The organism is Micromonospora sp. WMMD987 (assembly GCF_029581435.1).
Lineage (GTDB): Bacteria > Actinomycetota > Actinomycetes > Mycobacteriales > Micromonosporaceae > Micromonospora > Micromonospora rifamycinica.
The window spans coordinates 1,290,690-1,313,547 of record NZ_CP120861.1 but is presented as its reverse complement, the minus strand read 5'-3'; the positions used below and the strand labels follow the sequence as shown (position 1 = coordinate 1,313,547).

General features: G+C 74.4%; 16 protein-coding genes. 7 read left to right on the top strand and 9 right to left on the bottom strand.

All coding sequences use genetic code 11. The features are described from left to right. Positions 1-82 precede the first annotated feature (82 nt). Both O7612_RS05830 and O7612_RS05825 read left to right on the top strand, forming a co-directional pair. On the top strand, positions 83-367 hold the full coding sequence (locus tag O7612_RS05830) for a type II toxin-antitoxin system prevent-host-death family antitoxin (protein ID WP_282271140.1): 285 nt from the start codon (positions 83-85) through the stop codon (positions 365-367). Then, a complete protein-coding gene (locus tag O7612_RS05825) occupies positions 364-618 on the top strand; it encodes a Txe/YoeB family addiction module toxin (protein WP_282271138.1) in 255 nt (84 codons plus the stop codon). The genes O7612_RS05830 and O7612_RS05825 overlap by 4 nt, the downstream gene beginning before the upstream one ends. A gap of 183 nt (positions 619-801) precedes the next feature. Here O7612_RS05825 and O7612_RS05820 read toward each other — a convergent pair whose 3' ends face one another. After that, positions 802-1,965 (bottom strand): acyl-CoA dehydrogenase family protein, encoded by a 1,164-nt coding sequence (locus O7612_RS05820; RefSeq protein WP_282271137.1) that lies wholly within the window; start codon positions 1,963-1,965, stop codon positions 802-804. Positions 1,966-2,212: 247 nt separating this feature from the next. Between O7612_RS05820 and O7612_RS05815 the strand changes: the two genes are divergently transcribed. Together O7612_RS05815 and O7612_RS05810 are read left to right on the top strand one after the other, a co-directional pair. Further along, positions 2,213-3,640 (top strand): UDP-glucose/GDP-mannose dehydrogenase family protein, encoded by a 1,428-nt coding sequence (locus O7612_RS05815; protein WP_282271135.1) that lies wholly within the window; start codon positions 2,213-2,215, stop codon positions 3,638-3,640. A 155-nt stretch (positions 3,641-3,795) separates the two neighbouring features. Further along, a complete protein-coding gene (locus O7612_RS05810) occupies positions 3,796-8,685 on the top strand; it encodes a permease (protein WP_282271133.1) in 4,890 nt (1,629 codons plus the stop codon). A gap of 146 nt (positions 8,686-8,831) precedes the next feature. On the opposite strand, the gene purE is transcribed toward O7612_RS05810, so the two are convergent. The 3 genes from purE to O7612_RS05795 all read right to left on the bottom strand — a co-directional run bounded on the left by purE (position 8,832) and on the right by O7612_RS05795 (position 12,803). Next, positions 8,832-9,323 (bottom strand): 5-(carboxyamino)imidazole ribonucleotide mutase, encoded by a 492-nt coding sequence (gene purE / locus O7612_RS05805; protein WP_282271131.1) that lies wholly within the window; start codon positions 9,321-9,323, stop codon positions 8,832-8,834. Next, positions 9,320-10,480, bottom strand: a complete 1,161-nt coding sequence (locus O7612_RS05800) for a 5-(carboxyamino)imidazole ribonucleotide synthase (RefSeq protein ID WP_282271129.1) — start codon at positions 10,478-10,480, stop codon at positions 9,320-9,322. Before O7612_RS05800 ends, purE begins: the two co-directional genes overlap by 4 nt. Before the next feature lie 286 nt (positions 10,481-10,766). Next, the gene (locus tag O7612_RS05795; protein WP_282271127.1) at positions 10,767-12,803 is read right to left on the bottom strand and encodes a thioredoxin domain-containing protein; all 2,037 of its coding nucleotides are present in this window, start codon (positions 12,801-12,803) and stop codon (positions 10,767-10,769) included. 136 nt (positions 12,804-12,939) lie between these two features. Here O7612_RS05795 and O7612_RS05790 point away from each other — a divergent pair, with 136 nt between their 5' ends. Further along, positions 12,940-13,974 (top strand): phosphatidylinositol-specific phospholipase C domain-containing protein, encoded by a 1,035-nt coding sequence (locus O7612_RS05790; RefSeq protein WP_282271125.1) that lies wholly within the window; start codon positions 12,940-12,942, stop codon positions 13,972-13,974. A gap of 593 nt (positions 13,975-14,567) precedes the next feature. Here the strand turns inward: O7612_RS05790 and O7612_RS05785 are convergent. The 3 genes from O7612_RS05785 to mca all read right to left on the bottom strand — a co-directional run bounded on the left by O7612_RS05785 (position 14,568) and on the right by mca (position 18,501). Continuing rightward, positions 14,568-17,099: a bifunctional diguanylate cyclase/phosphodiesterase gene (locus O7612_RS05785; RefSeq protein WP_282271123.1), complete on the bottom strand. Its 2,532-nt coding sequence runs from the start codon at positions 17,097-17,099 to the stop codon at positions 14,568-14,570. Positions 17,100-17,285: 186 nt separating this feature from the next. Then, on the bottom strand, positions 17,286-17,570 hold the full coding sequence (locus O7612_RS05780) for a hypothetical protein (RefSeq protein ID WP_067314016.1): 285 nt from the start codon (positions 17,568-17,570) through the stop codon (positions 17,286-17,288). Between the two features lie 49 nt (positions 17,571-17,619). Next, positions 17,620-18,501 (bottom strand): mycothiol conjugate amidase Mca, encoded by an 882-nt coding sequence (gene mca, locus O7612_RS05775; RefSeq protein WP_282271120.1) that lies wholly within the window; start codon positions 18,499-18,501, stop codon positions 17,620-17,622. A gap of 179 nt (positions 18,502-18,680) precedes the next feature. Between mca and O7612_RS05770 the strand changes: the two genes are divergently transcribed. Beyond that, the gene (locus tag O7612_RS05770) at positions 18,681-19,115 is read left to right on the top strand and encodes a DUF4307 domain-containing protein (RefSeq protein ID WP_282273816.1); all 435 of its coding nucleotides are present in this window, start codon (positions 18,681-18,683) and stop codon (positions 19,113-19,115) included. A gap of 119 nt (positions 19,116-19,234) precedes the next feature. Next, complete coding sequence (greA, locus tag O7612_RS05765; RefSeq protein WP_282271118.1) at positions 19,235-19,735, top strand: transcription elongation factor GreA; 501 nt, start codon at positions 19,235-19,237, stop codon at positions 19,733-19,735. A 76-nt stretch (positions 19,736-19,811) separates the two neighbouring features. Here greA and ilvA read toward each other — a convergent pair whose 3' ends face one another. After that, on the bottom strand, positions 19,812-21,032 hold the full coding sequence (ilvA, locus tag O7612_RS05760; RefSeq protein ID WP_282271117.1) for a threonine ammonia-lyase: 1,221 nt from the start codon (positions 21,030-21,032) through the stop codon (positions 19,812-19,814). A 400-nt stretch (positions 21,033-21,432) separates the two neighbouring features. Beyond that, on the bottom strand, positions 21,433-22,842 hold the full coding sequence (locus O7612_RS05755; protein ID WP_282271116.1) for an amidase family protein: 1,410 nt from the start codon (positions 22,840-22,842) through the stop codon (positions 21,433-21,435). Between the last annotated feature and the right edge of the window lie 16 nt (positions 22,843-22,858).

Genomic DNA, 22,858 nt, shown 5'->3' with positions numbered 1-22,858 from the left:
GCTTCCTACCGCCGCGCGGGATGACCGACACGAACCAAGGTCTGGTTGTACAATTTCTTGTACGCCATGCTCGGGAGGGCTCATGCGTACCGTCACCTACTCGGAAGTCCGGCAGAACCTGGCCAAGATGCTCGACCACGTCGTGGACGACGCGGAGGAAGTGGTGGTCACCCGCTCCGGACGTGAGGCCGCCGTGATCATCTCGCTGCGTGAGTACGAGTCGCTGAAGGAAACCGCATACCTGATGGCCAGCCCCGCCAACGCGCGCCGGCTGAACGAGGCCGTCGAAGAGTTGCGCAACGGGGGTGGGGAGATCCACGACCTGATCGACCCCGAAGCCGGCCCGGACGAGGCATCGGCAGCGTGAAGGTCCAGTTCGCCGGCCGGGGGTGGGAGGACTACCTGGCCTGGCAGCAGGACCGCCCGATGCTCAACCGGGTGAATACCCTGATCGAGGACATTCGACGCAACGGCCACCAGGGAATCGGCAAGCCGGAGCAGCTCCGGGGCAACTGGTCGGGGTTCTGGTCGAGGCGCATCGACCAGGAACACCGCCTGGTGTATCGGATCGTGGAAGACACGGTGCAGATAGCGCAGTGCCGCTACCACTACGAGTGAATCAGACCCGCCGTGCCGACGGCTCTCCCGGACGTCCGCTCCCGGACGCGCGACGGCTGCCGCCGTCCCGCCGCCCGCCGGCAGCCGCAGACCGAGGTCGATGGCTACTCCCGAAGCTTGACACCTACTTCGCACGCTCCCTGTCGGGTCCGAAGTAGGTGTCAAGAACGGGCGGGCTACGGGTCAGTCCTTGAGGAGCTGCCTCGCCATCACGATCCGCTGGACCTGGTTGGTGCCCTCGTAGATCTGGGTGATCTTGGCGTCGCGCATCATCCGTTCGACCGGGTAGTCACGGGTGTAGCCGTAGCCGCCGAGGAGCTGCACGGCGTCGGTGGTGATTTCCATCGCCGCGTCGGAGGCGAAGCACTTCGCCGCCGCCCCGAAGTAGGTCAGGTCGGCATCGCCGCGCTCGGACTTCCCGGCGGCGGTGTAGGTCAACTGGCGGGCCGCCTCCAACTTCATGCCCATGTCGGCGAGCATGAACTGGATGCCCTGGAACTCCGCCACCGCCTTGCCGAACTGCTGACGCTCCCGCACGTACCCCTTGGCGTAGTCCAGGGCGCCCTGGGCGATCCCGACGGCCTGCGCGGCGATGGTGACCCGGGTGTGGTCCAGGGTCCGCATCGCGGTGCCGAAACCGGTCCCCGGCTCACCGATGATCCGGTCGGCGGGAATGCGTACGTTGTCGAGGTAGACCTCCCGGGTCGGGGAGCCCTTGATGCCGAGCTTCTTCTCCGGGGCACCGAAGCTGACCCCCGGATCGGACTTCTCCACCACGAACGCCGAGATCCCCCGCGACCGGGCGGTGGGGTCGGTGACGGCGAACACGGTGTAGAACTCCGACACCCCGGCGTTGGTGATCCACCGCTTGACGCCGTTGAGCACCCAGTGATCACCGTCACGCACCGCCCGGGTCGTCATCGACGCCGCGTCACTGCCGGCCTCCGGCTCCGACAGGCAGTACGAGAACATCGCCTCCCCGGCCGCCACCGGCGGCAGGTACCGCCGCTTCAGCTCCTCCGAGCCCGCCAGGATCAGCGGCATCGTGCCCAGTTTGTTCACCGCCGGGATCAGCGACGACGAGGCGCAGGCGCGGGCCACCTCCTCGATCACGATCGCCGTGGCCAGGGCGTCCGCACCCGCACCGCCGTACTCCTCGGGGATGTGCGGGGCGTGGAAGTCAGCGGCCCGCAGCGCGTCGTACGACCCCTGGGGGAACTCACCGGTCTCGTCGGCCTCGGCCGCGTACGGGGCCACCTTCGCGGCACAGACCTCACGAACCGCCTCGCGGACCGCGTCGTGCTCCTCGGGCAACCGGTAGACGTCGAACGTCTGTTCTGCGGCCATGTCGGCCCTCCCCTTTCACGGCTATCATGCGCAGTCTGTGACGTCCGGAGGCCGCCGACTGCCGCAGGATGAAGGATAGCCTCGTGACCCCTGTCCACGTTACCGACGGGTAGTATCACCGCCGGGCGGGCCTCGACAGCGCACAACTACGCTGACAGGACGACAGGTTTTCCATCGGTGCCCGGCCAGGCGCCGCAGCCGATTGCGACGCAGTGAAGCGCCGCCAGTGCGAGCGGAGAAGACAGGCGTGACGATCCCCTACCCCACCATCCAGCCGGCGCCGACAGTCTCCCCCGTGACGCCCCCGTCGGGTGCGCCGCGCCCCCGGGTCACCTTCCTCGGCACCGGCTACCTCGGCGCGACGTACGCCATCTGCTACGCCGAGCTGGGGTACGAGGTCCTCGGCTTCGACGTCGACGCCGACAAGATCGCCAAGCTGAACGCGGGCGAGGTGCCGATCCACGAGCCGGGCCTCGACGAGCTGCTCCGGCGCAACCTGGCCGCCGGCCGGCTGCGGTTCTCGACCGACATCGCCGAGACCGCCGCCTTCGGCGACGTGCACTTCATCTGCGTCGGCACCCCGCAGCGGGCCGACGGCATGGGCGCCGACCTGTCGTACGTCGAAGCCTCGGTGACCGCCCTGGCCCAGCAGCTCACCCGCAAGGCGCTGATCGTCGGCAAGTCCACCGTGCCGGTCGGCACCGCCGAGTGGGTGGAGCAGCTCGTCGGCAAGCACACCCCGGACGACCTGGGCGTCGAGGTGGCCTGGAGCCCCGAGTTCCTCCAGGAGGGCTTCGCCGTCGACGACGTGCTGCGCCCCAACCGGATCGTGGTCGGCGTCAAGAGCGAGTGGGCCAACGCCATGCTCTACGCCGCCCACAAGGGCGTCTTCGACCTGGCCGCCACCGAGGACCGGGAGGTCCCGCTGGTGGTCACCGACTTCGCCACCGCCGAGCTGGTCAAGGTCGCCGCGAACGCCTTCCTGGCCACCAAGATCTCGTTCATCAACGCGATGGCCGAGGTCTGCGAGGCCAGCGGCGGCGACGTCACCCAGCTCGCCCGTGCCATCGGCTACGACCCGCGGATCGGCAACCGGTTCCTCCAGGCCGGTCTCGGCTTCGGTGGCGCCTGCCTGCCCAAGGACATCCGTGCCTTCCAGGCCCGCGCCCAGGAACTGGGTGCCGGCGAGGCGCTGCGGTTCCTGCACGAGGTGGACCTGATCAACCTGCGCCGTCGGACCCGGGTCCTCCAGCTCGCCGCCGACCTGCTCGGCCGCCGCTCCGGCCCGGCCGGCCCGGACTTCTCCGGCACCCGGATCGCGGTGCTCGGCGCGACCTTCAAACCGAACACCGACGACGTCCGCGACGCCCCGGCGCTCGCGGTCGCCGCGCTGCTCGCCAAGGCCGGCGCGGACGTGCACGTGTACGACCCGCAGGGCACCGAGAACGCCCGCCGGATCGCCCCCGAGCTGTGCTACGAGCCCAGCATCAACGACGCGGTGTCCGGTGCCGACCTGGTCTGCGTGCTCACCGAGTGGGCCGACTTCCGCAACGCCGACCCGGTCGTCCTCGGTGAACTGGCCGCCGGCCGCAAGGTCGTCGACGGCCGCAACTGCCTCGACGCGACACTGTGGACCCAGGCCGGCTGGGAGTACCGGGGGATGGGCCGCCCCTGACGTCGGTCACGACGCGCCGGTACGGGGTGACGCTCCCCGCACCGGCGCGTTTTTGTGCCCCCAACGGAGTGGCAGGTGTCGAAATCCGCGCCCGCTCAGGGCATGCTGCGTGAGGGACGGCGTCCACAGTGCGGCCGGCCGGGTGGAGGGATGTCGTGGAGAACTTCCAGTGCTCCTCGTGCGGGCGGCAGATCAAGCCGGCGGCCCGCTGCCCCGAATGCGGGGCCGAGCAGCCGCAATGGCGTGAGCACCTGGCCGAGATCGAACGCTCCATCGCGGAGATGAAGGCCCGCGACGCGGAGATCGCCCGGGAGCAACGGCAGATCGCCGCCAAGATGCAGGCCGCCCTCTTCCAGCGGGACATCCTCGCCCACGCCGGTGAGGAACGCGTCAAGCAGGCCACCCGGCCGCGCCGGGTGCTCCGCCGCAAGCCGGGCCGCCGACCACCGACCGCCGCCACCGGAGCGCCGCCGAAGGTGCCCCGGCAGGGCACCCCCGTCGGCCCGGACGACCCGCCGCTGCCGCCGCCGTACCGGACGGCCACCTGGCTGGGCGCGGACAACCCGGAACACCCGGCGGAGGCGTCCTCCCGGGAGGTGCAGAACATCCCGCTGGGGTTGGGCGCGCTGGTGCTGGCGGTCGCCGCGGTGGTCTTCGCCGCCGTCGCGACCAGCTCGATGGACGCCCTGGCCCGGCTCGGCATCCTGCTGGTCGCCACCGTCCTGCTGCTGCTCGCCCCGCCGGTGCTGGCCAAGCGGGGGCTCACCTCCACCGCCGAGACGATCTCCACGGTCGGCCTGCTGCTGGTGCCGCTGGCCGGGTACGCGCTCTGGGCGGTGGACCGGATCGGCGCCTCCGGGGCGGTCTTCTCCGGGATGATCTTCGCGCTGACCTCCGGGGTCGCCCTCGCCTACGCCGTCGGCACCGGCCTGCGCGCCCCCCGGTTCGCGGCGGTGCTGGCCGCCCAGCCCGTGGTGCCGTTGCTCGCCTACGGGTGGGTCGACGGCCCGACCGGCTGGGCGGTGGTGTTCACCGTGGTGGCCGTGCTCGACCTCGGACTGGTCCGCTCCGGCATCATGCGGGAACGACCGGCCCCACCGGACCCCGTGCCCGCCGGCCCCACCGCGCCCCGGCAGCGGGTCGACCCCGACGGCCGACCGGAGGCCGCGCCCGAGGAGTCGGCCGAGGTGCTGGCCGGCACGGCGGGCGACCCGACCGGCGGCTCCCGGCCGGTGCCGTGGCTGCCCGAGACGACCTGGCTGCTGCACGGGGTGGCGGTCGCGCTCGCCCTGGCGTACGCGGTCACCGCCCTGCTGCGGGTGCAGACCGTGCCGGCCGCCACCGGGGCGGGCGCGGCGCTGCTGCTGGCCGCCCTGGTGGCCCTGGGCGGCACCCTGCTGCTGCGCCGCCCGCCGCTGCCGGACGTGGGGGCCGGCATCCTCACCCTGGCCGTGATCGGCGCGCTGGGCCGGATCGCGGCGGTGGCCTTCCCGGGCCGGGCGCTGCTGCTGATCGCCGCGGTCATCACCCTGACCGGGCTGGCCGTACGGGCCGTCCCGGAGGCCGCCCGGCGTGGGCCGCAGCTCGCCTCCGCCGCCGCGCTGACCGTCAGCGGCCTGGTGGTGGCCGGCGGCGCGCTGCGGGCCGGGCTGGCACCGGTACAGGCGGCGCTGCCGGCCTGGCGGGCCGACCTGTCCCGGTTCCCCGCCGAGGTCGCGGCGGCGGCCGGCCCGTCCGCCGGACAGCTCGCCGCCAGCGCCCTGCTGCTCACCATCGCGGCGGTGTTGGCCCTGCCACCGGAGATCCGCCGCGAGTTCGCGGTGGTCGGCGCGGGGCTGACCGCGCTGGCCGTACCCGCCTCGTTGGGTCTGGGCGCGGTGGCGGCCCCCTGGCCGATGGTGCTGGCGGCGGTCGCGATCGGCGTCGCCGGGCTCTCCGCCGGCACGACACGGGCGGCCGTGGTGCACGCCGCCACCGCCACCGCGGTCGGCTTCGTCGGGGCCGGTGCCGCGCTGAGCCGGCCGTCGCTGACCGCCGCCGCGCTGGCGGTGCTGATGCTGGCGGGGGTGCTGGTGGCGCTCGCGCCCCGGGTGCGGATCGCCCCGGCCGCCGCCGACGTCGTCTCCGGGTGGGCGGCCGGCGGGGCGGCGTTCGCGCTACCCGGCGCGGTCGCCGCGTTCGTCGCGGCCACCGAGCCGTCCGGGCCGGTGCTCACCCCCGGGGTGCTCCGGGAACTGACGGTGCCGATCCTGGCGGCGAGCTTCCTGGCCGTCTGCGTCACCCTCGGCTACGCGGCGATGATGCAGGTGTCCCAGCGGCACCTGAGCCTGCCGCACGCCGTCGGCACCGGGCTGGGCGCGTTGGCGGTGATCGGGGCCGCCTTCTTCGCCCCGGGCCGGACCGCCGCCGACGCCTGGCTCGGTGGGCTGGTGCTGATCGCCACCCTGCTGCTGCTCTTCGCCGGGCGGATCGACGCGCGTCGCCCCTCGGATCTGGCGTTCGACGGTGCCGACCTGGCCGCCGCCGCCGTCACCACGGCGCTGATCGCCACCCTGGTCCGGATCACGGCGGTCATCTCGCCCGGCGGGCAGCTCGCGGTCGCCGCCGTGCTGGTGCTGGTGGTCGCCGTCGCCGCCCGGGCCATGCCCGAGGAGTGGCGGCGGGGGCCGGTGCTCGGCATCGCCGTCGGCGCCGCCCTGATCGGGGTGCTGGCCGGCTGGTCGGCGCTGCGCGGCGGGGTGGGCGTGCTGGCCACCCCGGGACCGATCTGGGCCGGCGACCTCACCGGCTGGCCGGCCGCGCCGACCGGCGGCTCGGCCTGGCAGGCCCCGCTCGCGCTGGCACTGCTCGCCCTGGCCGCCGCGATCCTGCTCCCGGTCCCCTGGAAGTACGACGTGGCGGGGGTCGGCGCGGTGCTGGCCACCATCGGCGTGCCGGCCGCCTTCGACCTGCCCTGGTGGTCGCCCGTCCTGGTGGGGCTGACCGTCGCCACCGTCTTCGGGATGGCCGCGGTCGCCTCCGCCGACCCGCGTGCCGGGGTGTCCCGGGCCGCCGTCGCCGGGGTGGTCGCGCTGCACGCCGCCGGTGCCGGGCTGGTACGCCCGTGGACCACCGCGCTCGCCCTGGGGGGTATCGCGCTGATCGGCCTGGCCGTGGCGGCGGTGGCCCGGTCGCTCGCCCCCTCGCTGGTGGAGGACGTCGAGACCGAGGGGATGCCACCGCACCTGGTGCAGATCGGCGGCCTGGCGACCGCCGCCGCGCTGCTCACCCTCCCCGGCGCGGTGGCCGCCCTGGCCGCCGAGTTCGGCCACTCGGCCCAGGTGGTGCTGACCGCCGCGCTGGCCGCGTCCAGCTTCGGGCTCGCCGCCGTGGCCGCCGTCCGCCGGCAGGTCCCGCAGTATCTGCCGTACGCGAGCGCGGCGATCGCCGGCGGGGCCACCATCAGCGCCCTGGCCGCCATCTTCGTCGACCTCCCGTCCGGGGTGTTCGCCGCCGCCGCGGCCCTGCTCGGTGTCCTCGCCGAGCTGGTCCGGGCGGCGACCGTGCCGCCGGTCGGGTCAGCCCAGCCGACGCGCCGCTGGACGGTCCTGCTCGACGGCGCGCTGCGCCGGCTGCCGGACGACGGCACACAGCGCCGCTGGCGGGTCAGCCCCGCCGCCGGGGCGCTCGCCGCCGCGGCGGTGCCCACCGTGCTGGCGCTGTTCTCCCTCGCGCCACTGCTCTTCGTGGCGCTGGTCGAGCCGCACCGGATGCTCGCCCACGTCTGGCAGGGGCCGCCCCCACAGTTGCGTACCCCACCGGCGGAACTGGTCGACCCGACGCACGTGCTCACCGCGCTGCTGCTCACCGGCACCGCCGCGCTGGCCGCCACCGGTCTCAGCGGTGGCCGCCGCTCCCGGGCGGTGCCGGTGGTGCTGCCCGGCCTGGCGGTCACCCTGCTGATCACGCCGATCGCCCTGGGCATGGCCTGGCCGCAGAACGTGTTGGCCGCCCTCGCCGTGTTCACCATCTCGATGCTGGGGCTGGCGCTGACCCCGCCGCCCCCGCTGGCCGAGCGGGCGCGGTCGCTGCGGCTGGCCCGGGTGCTGGTCTTCGTGATCGGGCTGGCCGGCGGCGGCGCGGGGCTGGTCGGCAGCCTCGCCAGTGAGGGACTGACCCTGTTCACCCTGGGCGGCGCGGTCGGCGTCGGAGCGGTCGCCGCGCTCTTCGGCACCACCGGGCGGGCGCGCGTCCTCGGTTGGCTGTTCGCCTCGCTGATGGCGCAGCTCTTCGTGCTCACCGTCGGCCTGGTGGCCGGGTTCCCGGCGGTCTGGTCGGCATTCGGGGTGCTCGCCGTGGGCGCGGTGTTGCAGGTCCTCGCCGCGCGGCTGCCCCGGCTGCGCCGGCCCGAGGCGTACCGGGAGGCCACCACGGTCGAGTGGAGCGGTTACGCCGCCGCGCTCGTCGCCCTGGCCCTGGCCTTCGACTCGCCCCGGCACATCGCCGCCCTGCTCGCCGCCTGGGGTGCCGTGCTCGGGGTGGCCGCCACCCGGCCGGGACGCCGACCGGTGGAGCGGCGGATCCTCTTCTGGGCCGTGGTGGCCTGCGAGATCGTCGCCTGGTGGATCCTGATGCGGGTCGCCGACGTGGCACTGCCGGAGGCGTACACCCTGCCGTTCGCGGCGCTCGCCCTGCTGGTCGGCCTGTTGGAGCTGCGCGACCGCCCGGACCTGTCGAGCTGGGTGGCGTACGGCCCGGCGCTGGTCGCGGCGTTCGTGCCGACCCTGGCGATCGTGCTGGCCACCGACTCCAGCATGCTGCGCCAGGTGCTGCTGCTGCTCGGCGCGGTGGCGGTGCTGGTGTTCGGGTCGACCAGCCGGCAGCAGGCCCCGGTGATCGTCGGCGCGGCGGTGACCGCGATCGCGGCGGTGCACGCCCTGTTCAGCCTGGGGCCGTGGCTGGTGCTCATCCCGGTCGGCCTGGTGCTGCTGGTGCTCGGGGCGAGCAACGAACGCCGCCGTCGCACCCAGGACAGGTTGCAGATGGCGCTGCGCGCCATGAGATGAGTCGGAGGGTCACGGCGGGGTCGGACCCGGTCGGCCTCAGTGGGCCGGGTGGTCGTGGACGGGGGCGGCCCGGCCGGGGTCGGGGCACGTTATCGTGGGCGGCCCGGCCCGGCCCGGCCGGGGTCGGGTCGGGCACGGGGCTGGGGTCAGGCGAGGGAGGCGCGGAGGGCGGCGTCCTTCTCGGCGACCAGGTCCTCCAGGTCGGCCTGGAAGGCGACCATCCGGGTACGCAGCTCCGGGTCGGTGGCGGCCAGGATACGGACCGCGAGCAGGCCGGCGTTGCGGGCGTTGCCGATCGACACGGTGGCCACCGGGATCCCGGCCGGCATCTGCACGATGGACAGCAGCGAGTCCATCCCGTCCAGGTGCTTCAACGGCACCGGTACGCCGATCACCGGCAACGGGGTGACCGAGGCGACCATGCCGGGCAGCGCGGCGGCACCACCGGCCCCCGCGATGATCACCTTGAGCCCCCGGTCGACGGCGTCCCGGCCGTAGTCGATCATCTTGACCGGGGTGCGGTGCGCGGAGACCACCGCCACCTCGTAGGGCACCCCGAACTCGTCCAGCGTCTCGGCGGCGGCCCGCATCACCGGCCAGTCCGAGTCGCTGCCCATGATCAGCCCGACGGTGCTCACGCGTGTCCCTCCCGCAGCCAACGGGCGGCCCGCGCCGCCCGCTCCCGTACGTCGTCCAGATCGTTCCCGAGCACCGTGACGTGCCCGATCTTGCGGCCCGGTCGGACCTGCTTGCCGTACAGGTGGACCCGGGCGGCCGGTTCGGCGGCGAAGAGGTGGTGCAGCCGCTCGTCGAGGGAGATCCCGCCCGGCTCGCCGCCGAGCACGTTCGCCATCACCACCACCGGGGCGGTCAGCGCGGTGTCCCCCATCGGGTAGTCGAGCACCGCCCGCAGGTGCTGCTCGAACTGGGAGGTGCGGGCACCCTCGATGGTCCAGTGCCCGGAGTTGTGCGGACGCATCGCCAGTTCGTTGACGACCAACCCGTCGTCGGTCTGGAACAGCTCCACCGCCAGCAGGCCGACCACCCCGAGCGCGGTGGCCAGGTCGATGGCGAGCTGCTGGGCGGCGACGGCCAACTCCTCCGGCAGACCCGGCGCGGGGGCGAGCACCTCGACGCAGATCCCGTCCCGCTGCACCGTCTCCACCACCGGGTAGACGGCGACCTGCCCGAACGGCGAGCGGGCCACCTGCACGGCCAACTCCCGGCGCAGCGCCACCCGCTCCTCGACGATCAGCGAGGTGCCCCCGGCGAGCAGGGTGGCGGCCAGCTCGGCGGCCTGTCCGGCATCGTCGACCAGCCAGACGCCGCGCCCGTCGTAGCCGCCCCGGGCCGCCTTGAGCACCACCGGCCAGCCCTGCTGCGCACCGAAGGCGAGTAGGTCCGCCGGGTCGGCCACCGGCCGCCACGCTGGGTTGGGGGCGCCCAGCGCGCCGAGCCGTTCCCGCATGGCCCGCTTGTCCTGGGCGTGCAGCAGCGCGTCGGCGGGCGGGAACAGCTTCACCCCCTCGGCGGCCAGGGCACGGATGTGCTCCGTCGGGACGTGCTCGTGGTCGAAGGTGACCACGTCGCAGCCCTTGGCGAAGGTGCGCAGTGCGGCGAGATCGGTGTGGTCGCCGTACTGCACGTCGGCGGCGACGAGCGCGGCGCCGTCGTCGGGGGCGAGCGCCAGCACGCGCAGTGACTGGCCGAGGGCGATGGCGGCCTGGTGGGTCATCCGGGCCAGTTGGCCGCCACCCACCATGCCGACGACGGGCAGACCGGTACGGGAGTCCATAGCGCGGCCAGCCTATCCGGGCCGCCCCGCCGACCGACCCGAGGGCCACCCCCGTCCCCGTCGCCCGGGCCGTCCCTGTCGGCCGGGCCGTCCCTGTCCGCCCGGCTGATCCTGTCCGCCCGGCTGATCCTGTCCGCCCGGCTGGTCCTGTCCGCCCGGCCGTCTCCGTCCGCCTGGCCGATCCGGAGGCCGGCGACCGGCGGCGGACCGGCTCAGCGGCCGGCGACCGGCGGCGGACCGGCTCAGCGGCCGGCGGCCGGCGGCGGACCGGCGGCGGCAGGCCGGCTCAGCCGAGCTGGGTCATCAGGTCGTCGACCGAGGTCACCGGCCGCTGGCAGACGAACCCCCGGCAGACGTACGCGGTGGGCAGCCCGTCGACCCGGGGCCGACCGGCGAGCAGCGGCACGCCGGGCTGGTCCGGGCGGCCGGCGACCACCACCGCGCCGGGCGGGGCGTGCCGGTGCGCGGCGGCGACCAGCGGGTCTCCGGCCGGGTCGTCGGTGACCACCGCGATCTCGTACGGCCCGGAGAGCAGTGCCTCACCGGCCGCCGCCGCGTACCCGGTGAAACGGGCGTGCCGGCCGACGATCGGCGCGACGGTCGACAGGGCCGCCTCGGCCGCCTCCCGGTAACGGGTCTCCCCGGTCAGCGCCGCGTACGCGGTCAGCGCCGCCACGATCGCCGACCGGCCCGAGGGGGTGGCGTTGTCGGTCGGGTCGGCCGGTCGGGCGACCAGCCGTTCGGCGTCGTCGGCGGTGTCGTAGAAGCCGCCGTCCGGGGCGGCGAACCGGGCCAGCGCGACGTCCAGCAGCCCGCCGGCCAGTTCCAGCCAGCGTCCCTCGCCGGTGAACTGGTGCAGCGCGCAGAACGCCTCGGCCACGCAGCCGTGGTCCTCCAGCACCCCGGCCGGTTCGCCGACCGTCCGGTCCCGGGAGGCGCGGCGCAGCCGGCCGTCGACCAGGTGCACGGCGGCCAGGTGTTCGGCGGCGTCCCGCAGCGCGCCGTCGGCGACGATGGTGACGCCGTCCATCAGGTTGGCGTCCTCGTCGTCGGGGGCCACCCGGAGCGCGGCGACCTGGACGAACTCGACGAGCGCGGTGATCGCCAGCCCGTTCCAGGCGGCCACCACCTTGTCGTCGCGGGCCGGTTGGGGGCGGGTGTCCCGGGCGGCGAGCAGCCGGCCCACCACGTCGCGCCAGCGGTCCCGGACCGCCGGGTCGGCGTCGTCGACGTCCCGGGCCAGCCGCAGCACGCTCGTGCCGTGCTCGAAGGTGCCCGCCTCGGTGACGTCGAACAGGTCGGCCGCCCACCGGCCGTCGTCCTCGCCGAGCACCTCGACGAGCTGGGCCGGGGTCCAGGCGTAGGTGAGGCCCTCCACCCCCTCGGTGTCGGCGTCCAGGGCGGAGGCGAAGCCGTCCCCGGGGCGGTGCAGCTCGTCGGCGAGGAACCGGGCGGTGTCCCGGGCCACCCGGCGGGCCAGCGGGTCGCCGGTTAGCCGCCAGAGCTGGGTGTAGACCCGCAGCAGCAGGGCGTTGTCGTAGAGCATCTTCTCGAAGTGCGGCACCGTCCAGTGGGCGTCCACCGAGTAGCGGGCGAACCCCCCGGCGAGCTGGTCGTGCAGGCCACCCCGGGCCATCGCCTCGGCGGTGTGCCGGACGATCTCCAGGCTGCGCGCCGAGCCGGTACGCCGGTGGTGCCGCAGCAGGAACAGCAGGTTCATGTGCGGCGGGAACTTCGGTGCGCCGCCGAAGCCGCCGTTGGTCTCGTCGTACTCGCTGGCGAGCTGGCTGGCGGCGGCGTCGAGCAGGTCGGCGGTGAGCGGGGCGGTGGGGCCGCCGACGGCCTGGGCGCCGCCGATCGCCTCGACCACCGCGGCGCCCTGGCGCAGCACGGCCTCCCGCTGCTCCCGCCAGGCGGTGCCGACCGACTCCAGCAGCCGGACGAAGTTGGGCTTCGGGAAGTACGTGCCGCAGAAGAACGGGGTGCCGTCGGGGGTGGCGAAGACCGTCATCGGCCACCCGCCCTGGCCGGTCATCGCCTGGGTGGCGGTCATGTACACGGCGTCGACGTCGGGGCGTTCCTCACGGTCCACCTTGATCGCCACGAAGCCGGCGTTGACCAGCGCGCCGACCGTCTCGTCCTCGAACGACTCGTGGGCCATCACATGGCACCAGTGACAGGCGGCGTAGCCGACCGAGACGAGCACCGGGACGTCCCGCCGTTTCGCCTCGGCGAACGCCTCGTCGCACCACGGCCACCAGTCGACCGGGTTGTCGGCGTGCTGGAGCAGGTACGGCGAGGTGGCCTGGGCGAGTCGGTTCACCCGACGACCCTATCCACCCCCGGGCGCACCCGCCGGGGCAACCGTTGCGCCGACACCGGGCCTTCCCCCGTTCACATTCATCGACTTTGATCTGTTCGGGTGCGGTGAACGGCACCGGCCCTGCGAGGAGGTACCCATGCGCGGTTCCCGTCTCCTGTCGGCGCTCACCTCGGTCGCCGTGGTCGCGGCGGTGTTCGGCACCACCGGACCCGCCCCGGCCGCGGTGGACCCCGGCACCCGGGTCTCGGCGACCACCGTGGTCGGTACGCACAACGCGTACGAACGCGGCACGTACACCTATCTGGCGCAGGCGCTCGACGCCCGCCCCGGCCTGATCGAGCTGGACGTCTGGCCGGACATCATCACCAAGCAGTGGCGGGTCAGCCACTCCAACCCGTTGGGCAACGACAACAACTGCGTCGCCGCCACCACCCCCGCGCAGCTCTACACCGGCACCCGCAACAAGAACCTGGAGCACTGCCTGGACGACATCCGGCTCTGGTTCGACGCCCATCCCGACGCCGGCCCGCTGCAACTCAAGCTGGAGCTGAAGACCGGCTTCAGCAGCCGTACCGGGCAGGGGCCGGTCCAGCTCGACGCCGTGCTCGCCGCCCGGCTCGGCAGCCGGGTGTTCCGCCCCGCCGACCTGCGCGGCGGGTACGCCACCCTGGACGCCGCCGCCCGCGCGAACGCCTGGCCCACCCGGGCGCAGCTCGCCGGAAAGGTGATCGTGGAGCTGATCCCCGGCACCGTCGAGGAGGGCAACCCCACCGACACCCTGTGGACCGACATCGAGTACGCCCAGCACCTCGTCGGCCTGGCGGCGGCCGGCACCCTCGGCCAGGCACAGGCGTTCCCGGCGGTGCACCGCGCCCAGGCCGGCGACCCGCGCAGCCGGTACGCCGACACCGGCCTGCGCCCGTGGTTCGTGCTCTTCGACGGCGACGCCAGCGCGTACGTCACCGGCGGCATCGACACGTCCTGGTACGACACCAACCACTACCTGCTGGTGATGACCGACGCGCAGAACGTCCCCCCGGCGGTCGGCAACACCGACCCGGCGGCCGCCCGGGCCCGGCTCGTCCAGCTCGCCGCCGCCCACGCCAGCGTGGCGTCCGCCGACTGGGCGGCACTGCCGACGGTGGTCGGCGAGGTAGTCTCCCGGGGCTGACGCCCCCTGCTCGGTGGCCCGCGTTCCGACGGTGGAACGCGGGCCACCACTCCACTTCCCCGCACCCCCGCACCCCCGCACCCCCGCACCCCCGCACCCCCGCACCCCCGCACCCCCGCACCCCCGCACCCCCGCACCCCCGCACCCCCGCACCCCCGCACCCCCGCACCAAGATCGTGCTCGATCCCTGTTGTAGTGGCCTCAAATCCCTCCGAGACCACTACATCGTGGATCGAGCACGATCATGGATCGTTACGGGCGTCGCCACGCCCCCGGGGACGGGCGGGAGGGCGGGACGGGGATAAGACGCACGGACGGGCGCACGGGCGGGCGCACGCACGCACGGGCGGACGCACGCACGGGCGGACGCACGCACGGGCGGACGCACGCACGGGCGGACGCACGGGCGGACGCACGGGCGGACGCACGGGCGGACGCACGGGCGGACGCACGCACACACGCACGGGCGGACGCACGCACGCACGGACGCACGCACGGACGCACGCACGGACGCACGGGCGGACGGACGCACGGGCGGACGGACGCACGGGCGGACGGACGGGGATGAGACGGGACGGACAGGGGCGGCGGGGTCAGGAGGCGCCGTCGGCGCGCAGGGGGAAGACGTTCGACTCGGCGGAGTCGCGCAGCGAGCCGAGCACCGCGCCGATCTTGTCGGCCGGCATCGGCTTGAAGAAGTGGTAACCCTGGGCGGCGGTGCAGCCCAGCGCCACCAGGGCGGCCCGCTGCTCGGCCGTCTCCACTCCCTCGGCGACCACCCGTAACCCCAACTCGTGGGCCAGCCCGACCGTGGCCCGGACGATCGCCGCCGCCTCCGGCGAGTCGGCCATCCGGATCACGAAGGAGCGGTCCACCTTCAACTCGTCCACCGCGATCCTGGTCACGAAGGACAGCGACGAGAACCCGGTGCCGAAGTCGTCGACGGCCAACTGGACGCCCATCGTGCGCAGGGTGGCCAGCACCTCGTCGATCACCTCCAGCTCGCTCATCACCACCGTCTCGGTGATCTCCAGGACCAGCCGGTGCGGCGGCACCTGGTGCCGGCGCAGCGCGTCGGCGATCTCCGCCGGCAGCCGGGGATCGAGCAGGCTGCGCGCCGAGAGGTTCACCGAGATCGGCACGTCCAGCCCGTCCCGTGCCCACCCGGCGGCCACCGAGAGCGCCTTGTCCAGCACGTACCGGGTGAAGGTGCCGAGCTGTTCGCTGTGTTCCACCGGACGGATGAAGTCGGCCGGGCTGAGCCAGCCCCGGCGGGGGTGCTGCCAGCGGATCAGCGCCTCCACCCCGGTCGGGGCGCCGGTGGCCAGGTCGACCGCCGGTTGCAGGGCCAGCACCAGCTGGTCATCGGCCTGCAACGCCTCCCGTAGCTCGGCCAGCAGGGCGAGCTGGTCGGTGCTGGCGGCGTCCCGGGTGCTGTCGTACGCGGCGACGCTGCCGCCGCCCTCCTTCGCCTGGTACATCGCGATGTCGGCCCGGCGCAGCAGCTCGGTCAGGTCGGCGGTGCCCGCCCCGGCGACCACCACCCCCACCGACACCTCGACCGACATCCGCACCCCGGCCACCTCGGTCGGCGCGGCCAGCCGCTCGGCGATCTCCCGGGCCTGCCGCAGCGCGTACGCCATCGGGGCGGCCCGGTCGCCGAGCACCGGGACCGACGTCAGCAGCAGGGCGAACTCGTCGCCACCGAGCCGGGCGAGCAGGTCACCGGAACGGGCCAGGTCGCCCAACCGGTTGCCGGTGAGCTGGAGCAGCCGGTCACCGGCGGCGTGCCCGAGCGTGTCGTTGACCTCTTTGAACTGGTCGATGTCGAGCAGCAGCAGGGCCACCGGGTGGTCGTGGGCGAGCTGCCGCAGCGCCTGGTCACCCTTGCTCAGCAGGGCCGTCCGGTTGACCAGTCCGGTCAGCGCGTCGTGCACCGCGTCGTACGACGAGCGGGCGCTGACCAGCCGCAGCTCCCGGTGGGTCGCCGCGTCGTGCAGGGCGGCGGCCAACGCGTCGGAGTAGGCGGCCAGCGCGTCCCGTTCCCGGTCGCCGGGCGGCCCGGAGGCGGGGAACCGGACCCGCAACTGTCCGACCTGGACGTCGCCGACGACCAGCGCGCGGACCAGTTCGCAGGCGTCCGGGGCGGCCCCGCCGGGTGGCCCCGTCTCCCGGTCCCGCACCTGACCGGAGGCGTCGCCCCGGTAGCGCCGCCACCGGCCGTCGCCCCGGGCCACGTCCACGTCCACCAGCTCGGCGCCGAACAGGGCCAGTGCGCCGGTCACCGCGGCGGTGGCCACTCCCCGCTCGTCGAGCTGGTTGAGGGCGGCGGTCGCCTCGGCGAACGCGCGCCAGGTGCGTTGTTCCTGGTCGGCGCGGAGCCGGTGCCGGTAGGTCTGCTGGAGCAGCCACAGCAGCGGGGGCAGCACCAGCAGCCAGCGGGGGTCGATCTCCAGCAGCGCCACCACGACCAGGCCGACCGCCACGTTGCCGACGAACATCAGCAACTTGCCGCGCACCGCGGCGAGCAGCGGCGGGCCGACCGCCGTACCGTGCCGCAGAGCCAGGGCGGCCCCGCCCAGCCCGGCGGTGGTGAGCAGGTAGCCGACCGCGCCGACGACCAGGGCGGGGACGAGCGCCGGGGTGGGCCCGGCCAGCAGTGGCGCACCGAGGGCGGTGGCGACGGCCACGGCGAGCGCGGTCGCCGCCGTCAGCGAGGCGGCGATCCGCACGAGCTCCAGCGGGGAGCGCCGGTCGGCGGCCAGCGACATCGCCGTCCAGGCCGCCCCGGTGCCGAGCAGCGCGGCGGCCGGCAACCAGCCGGCCGGGGTGAGGTGGAGACAGACGATCAGCGCCGCCTCGCCCCAGGTGAGGCTCACCATGCCGGTGGCGGTGCGGAACCTCAGCCGGGCGAGCTGGGCCACCGCGAACACGACGACGGCGATGCCGAAGCGGGCCGCCCCCGGGAGCGGGTCGTCGGGTGGCAGCTCGACCGGCAGGCGCAGGCCGAGCACGACCGCCACCAGCGCGGTCACCGCGACGGCGACGGTCAGCAGGCGCACCCGCCAGGGGGTGTCCGCAGGCTCCGGACCGTCGCCGGACGCGCCAGCCCTGCCGGAGGTCACCGCCCGGCTCCGTCCGCGGGGCCGTCGGCGGTGCGACGGAGGAACGCGGCTGCGACGGTCATGGCACCCCCTCCCGCGCACGGCTTCAGGGACTTACGTCCCCCGGCGGAAGGCTAAGCCAATCCGGTTGACCGCAACAGGGGGCGACGACCCGGATCGGCGTGATTCACGCGCCAGCCACCTCGGTCAGGGCTGCTGGTGACCACTGGACGGGTTCGGACGTGATTCCTGCCCGGGTGTCCCGTCCGGCGGACCGGGGACCGACGAATCGGTCCGATCGGTCCCGACTGGACCGCCCGGCTCGGGGAAGCGGTCGGGCAGCCGGCGCAGCCGGGAGTTCATGTTGCGGATCAACAGGACGGTGGCGGTGCCGAGCAGCACGATGAGGAAGAGGCCCATCGGCCCGGCCAGGCCGCCCGTGCGGGTGTCGCCGAAGTTGTTCTCGGCGAGCACCTGGACAGCGTTCAGCATGGTATGTCTCCGATGTGCGGTGGAGTCTCAGCCTAGCCCCGGGCGCCGGTCACCCGGCATGGGCGGCCTCCCGCACCCCGGCGAACAGGTCGGATTCCGGCAGCGGGGACTCGACCATCGAGCGGGCCAGTTGGAAGTCCTCGGTCGGCCAGGCGTGCTGCTGGAGCTCCATCGGCATCTGGAACCAGAAGCCGTCCGGGTCGACCTGGGTGGCGTGCGCACGCAGCGCGTCGTCGCGGACCGGGAAGTATTCCGCGCACTCCACCCGGGTGGTGATCCGCGCGCCCTTGTCCGGCCGCTCGTCCCAGCGCTTGAGCATGTCCTCGTACGGCGAGGGCAGCCCCGCCGCGAGCACGCCCTCGTGCAGGGCCAGGAACTTGCCCCGGGAGAAGCCGATGTCGTAGTAGAGCTTCAGCGGCTGCCAGGGGGTGCCCAGCTCCGGGTAGCGGGCCGGGTCGCCGGCCGCCTCGAACGCGGCCACGCTGATCTTGTGGCACATGATGTGGTCGGGGTGCGGGTAGCCACCCTCCTCGTCGTAGGTGGTGACCACGTGCGGGCGGAACTCCCGCATCAGCTTGACCAGCGGCCCGGCCGCCACGTCGACGTCCTGGAGGGCGAAGCATCCCTCGGGCAGCGGTGGCAGCGGGTCGCCCTCGGGCAGGCCCGAGTCGACGAAGCCCAGCCAGGCCTGCTCGACACCGAGGATCGCCCGTGCGGCGTCCATCTCGGCCCGGCGGATCTCGCCGATGTTCGCCCACACGTCGGGGCGGTCCAGCTTGGGGTTGAGCACGCTGCCCCGTTCGCCCCCGGTGCACGTCACGACCAGCACGTCCACCCCCTCGGCGACGTACTTCGCCATGGTGGCGGCACCCTTGCTGGACTCGTCGTCCGGGTGTGCGTGCACGGCCATGAGACGCAGCTTCTCTGCCAACGTGGGCGCTCCTCGTCTGTGCCCGTCGGCGGCCCGGTCCGGGTCGCTCGCCTGACCTGCCGCGGTGACCTGCCGGCACGGCTGCCGACCTGCCACACCGGGCTCGGTCACGGACTGGGAAGATGGACCCTGACATTCTTGCCGATGCCGCCGACAACAACGCCAGGAGATACCCGCCGGTGACCGAGACGCACGCCACAATTCCCACGGCCGCGCCGGTCTTCCCGCCCGGCCGGTACGGACGTCGGCGGGAGCCCGAGCGCCGTCGGCCGCTGCTGCGCTGGCTGCTGGTGGCCGTGCTGATCACCGGGCTGGTGCTGGCCGCGACGCAGCTCTACCAGCGGTACGGCGACCCGGAGTACAAGCCCGAGGTGATCACCTACACCGGGATCAGCGACACCGGGGTGCAGGTCGACTTCCGGGTGACCGTGCCGCCCGGCGGCTCGGCGGTGTGCCTGGTGCGGGCCCGCTCCCACGACGGGGCCGAGGTGGGCCACGAGGAGGTCACGGTGACCGCGGCCCCCGGCCAGCGGCACGTCACCACCCGGCACCGGCTCACCACCACCGGACGCCCGTTCATCGGCGAGGTGGTCCGCTGCCGGCCGGCGGGCTGAGCCACCGGCCGGGCACTCCGGTCCCCCGGCCGGATGATCGACCACGCCCGGTGGGTGCGCTCCACTGGTAGGTTGGTAAGTCACCTGTCAGCCAGTCCGCACATCCGAGGAGTACGCCTGTGTCCATCAATGACAACAAGGCGCCCGCCACCTGGCTGTCCCAGGACGCGCACGACCGCCTCCAGGCCGAGCTCGACGAGCTGATCGCCAACCGCGCGGTCATCGCCGCCGAGATCAACGCCCGGCGGGAAGAGGGCGACCTGCGGGAGAACGGCGGCTACCACGCGGCCCGCGAGGAGCAGGGCAAGGCCGAGGGCCGGATCCTCTACCTCAAGGAGTTGCTGCGTACCGCCCAGGTCGGCGAGGCGCCGACCGCCGACGTGGTGGCACCGGGCATGGTCGTGACGATCTACTTCGACGACGACGAGAACGACACCGAGACGTTCCTGCTCGGCTCGCGGGAGATCGCGGCCACCACCGAGCTGACGGTCTACAGCCCGGAGGCGGCGCTCGGCCAGGCCATCCTCGGCGGCCGTCCCGGTCAGGCCTGCACCTACACCGCCCCCAGCGGCGCGGACATCAAGGTGACCATCGTCAGCTTCGAGCCCTTCACCGGCTGAGCCGGCACGCCGCCGGGTCCGTGCGCGACCCGGCGGCACCTGCCCGCGTACGCCCGCAGCGGGGCAGCCACGGGTGTCACGTCCCGGGCGTGAGGACCACCTGGTAACCACTGGCCCGCAGGGCGCTGATCAGCGTGTCGGAGTGTTCGACACCCCGGGTCTCCACCGACAGCGCCACCTCCACCTCACCGAGACGCAGGTGCGGGGTGGCCCGCTGGTGCTCCACGTCGACCACGTTCGCCCGGTGCCCGGCGATCTCGGTGAGCAGCGAGGCGAGCTGGCCGGGCCGGTCCGAGCAGCGCACGGTGACCCGCAGGTAACGACCGGCGGCGGCGAGGCCGTGCTCGATCACCCGCATCATCAGCAGCGGGTCGATGTTGCCTCCGGAGAGCACCGCCACCGTCGGGGTCCGCACCCGCACGGCACCGGCGAGCAGCGCGGCCACCCCGACCGCGCCGGCCGGCTCGACCACCTGCTTACCCCGTTCCAGCAGCATCAGCAACGCCCGGGAGATGTCCTCCTCGGTGACGGTGACCATCTCGTCGACCAGCTTGCGGACGTGGCTGAAGGTGATCTCGCCCGGTCGGCCGACCGCGATGCCGTCGGCGATCGTGGCGAACGCCGGCAACCGGACCGGTTCCCCGGCGGCCAGCGAGGGCGGGAACGCGGCGGCGCTGGCCGCCTGCACGCCGACGATCCGGACATCGGGCCGCAGCGCCTTCGCGGCCACCGCCATCCCGGAGACTAGGCCGCCGCCGCCGACCCCCGTGATGATCGTCTGGACGTCGGGGCACTGTTCGAGGATCTCCAGGGCGACGGTGCCCTGGCCGGCGATGACGTCCGGGTGGTCGAACGGGTGGATGAACACCGCGCCGGTCCGCTCGGCGAAGGTCTGCGCGGCCACCAGCGACTCGTCGACGGTGTTGCCGACGAGTTCGATCCGCGCGCCGTACCCCTTGGTGGCGGCCACCTTCGGCAGCGGGGCGTTGACCGGCATGAAGACGGTGGCGTGGGTGCCGACCAGGCCGGCGGCGAGCGCCACCCCCTGGGCGTGGTTGCCGGCGCTGGCCGCGACCACCCCCCGGTCCCGGTCGGCCGCCGGCAGCCGGGCTATCCGCACGTACGCGCCGCGCACCTTGTACGACCCGGCACGTTGCAGGTTCTCGCACTTGAGCCACACCGGCCCGGCCAGCGCCGCGCTCAACGGCCGGGAGGGCTCCAGCGGGGTGGTCCGGGTGACCCCGGCGAGCAACTCCCGGGCGGCCCGGACGTCGGCGAGGTCGACCAGTTCCGTCATGCCCCGATCGTGCCACCCGCCCCCGGCCGCACCGGCGGCGACACCACCCGCCACCAGCGGCGACGATCCGCTCACGGTGTGGTCCGCCGCCGCCCGGGACCGGGCACGCGACGTTCGCGCGTCAGACGACGGCCAGGGAGCCCGTGCAATCGTCAGGCGACGGCGGGGGAGCCCGTGCGACCGTCAGGCGACGGCGGGGGAGCCCGTGCGACCGTCAGGCGACGGCGGGGGAGCCCGTGCGACCGTCAGGCGACGGCGGGGGAGCCCGTGCGACCGTCAGGCGACGGCGGGGGAGCCCGTGCGACCGTCAGGCGACGGCGGGGGAGCCCGTGCGACCGTCAGGCGACGGCGGGGGAGCCCGTGCGACCGTCAGGCGACGGCGGGGGAGCCCGTGCGACCGTCAGGCGACGGCGGGGGAGCCCGTGTCGACCCGGGGGTAGCCGGGGGCGTGCCGGGTCCACGGGGCCAGCATCTCGAACTGCCCGGCGACCCCGAGCAGCAGCAGCTCCGAGCCGGGCGGGCCGATCAGCTGCGCGGCGACCGGCAGGCCGTCCGGCCGGCGGCCCACCGGCACCACGATCGACGGCAGGCCGGCGACGTTCCACGGGGCGGCGAACGGGGCGTACCTGATGTTGGTCCTCATGTTCGCCAACCAGGACCGGCCGGACCAGCCGGTGGCCTCGGGCGGCGGCCCGGCCAGCGCCGGGGTGAGCAGCAGGTCGACCGCGTGGTCGGCGAAGAAGCCGATGGACCGCTCCCGCCAGGCGGCCCGGTCGGCCTCGCGCACGTACCCGCGGCGCTGCGCCCACTCCCCCAGCGCGACGTGCCGGCGGCTACGCCGTTGCAGGCCCCGTCGGTCGATGCCGGCGGCCCGCACGTCGGCCGCGGCGGCGGCGAGCCAGGTGGCGATCCCCTGGAGGCCGAGCGCGGTCGGGTAGACCGGATCCGCGGGCACCGTGTCGTGGCCGGCGGCGGCCAGCAGCCGGCCGGCGGCGGCCACCGCGTCCCGGTTGGGCGCGTCCGGTGACACGCCGCGTACCGGCGAGCGCAGCGACACGCCGACCCGGAGTCGGGGCGGTGGCACCAGCTTGTCCGGACGCCGCCCGGCGAGCACCTGGAAACCGACGGCGGCATCGGCCACGGTGGTGGTCAGCACGCCGTGCTCGGTCAGCCCGAACCAGTCCTCCGCGCCGAGCTGGCACGGCACCACCCCCCGGCCGGGCTTGAGGCCGACCAGGCCGCAGCAGGCCGCCGGGATGCGGATCGAACCGAGTCCGTCGTTGCCGTGCGCGATCGGCACCAGCCCGGCCGCGACGGCGGCGGCGGCCCCGCCCGAGGAGCCCCCCGGGGTGAACCGGACGTCCCACGGGTTGCGGGTGACGGCGGTCGCGTCGTCGGTGATCGCCCACAGGCCCAGCTCCGGCATCCGGGTCACCCCGAGGATCACCGCGCCCGCCCCGCGCAACCGGCGCACCACCTCGTGGTCGGCCTCCGCCACCGGGGTACGGGCGGCCAGCGAGCCGTTCCAGGTGGGCAGCCCGGCGACCGGGGTGTTCTCCTTGACCGCGACCGGCACCCCGGCCAGCGGAAGGTTCGCCAGCTCCTCCTGCTCGTCGACCTTCTCCGCCTCGGTGATCGCCTCACCGGCGCGGACCGCGCGGAACGCGGCGAGGCCGTGGTCGACCCGGTCGATGTGGTCGAGGTGGTCGGCGACGACCTGGGTGGCGGAGACGTCGCCCCGACGTACGCCCCGGGCGATCTGCCTGGCGGTCGCCCCCACCCAGGTCGGCATGATGTCCTGCACGGCCACCTCTTCCCAGCCCACG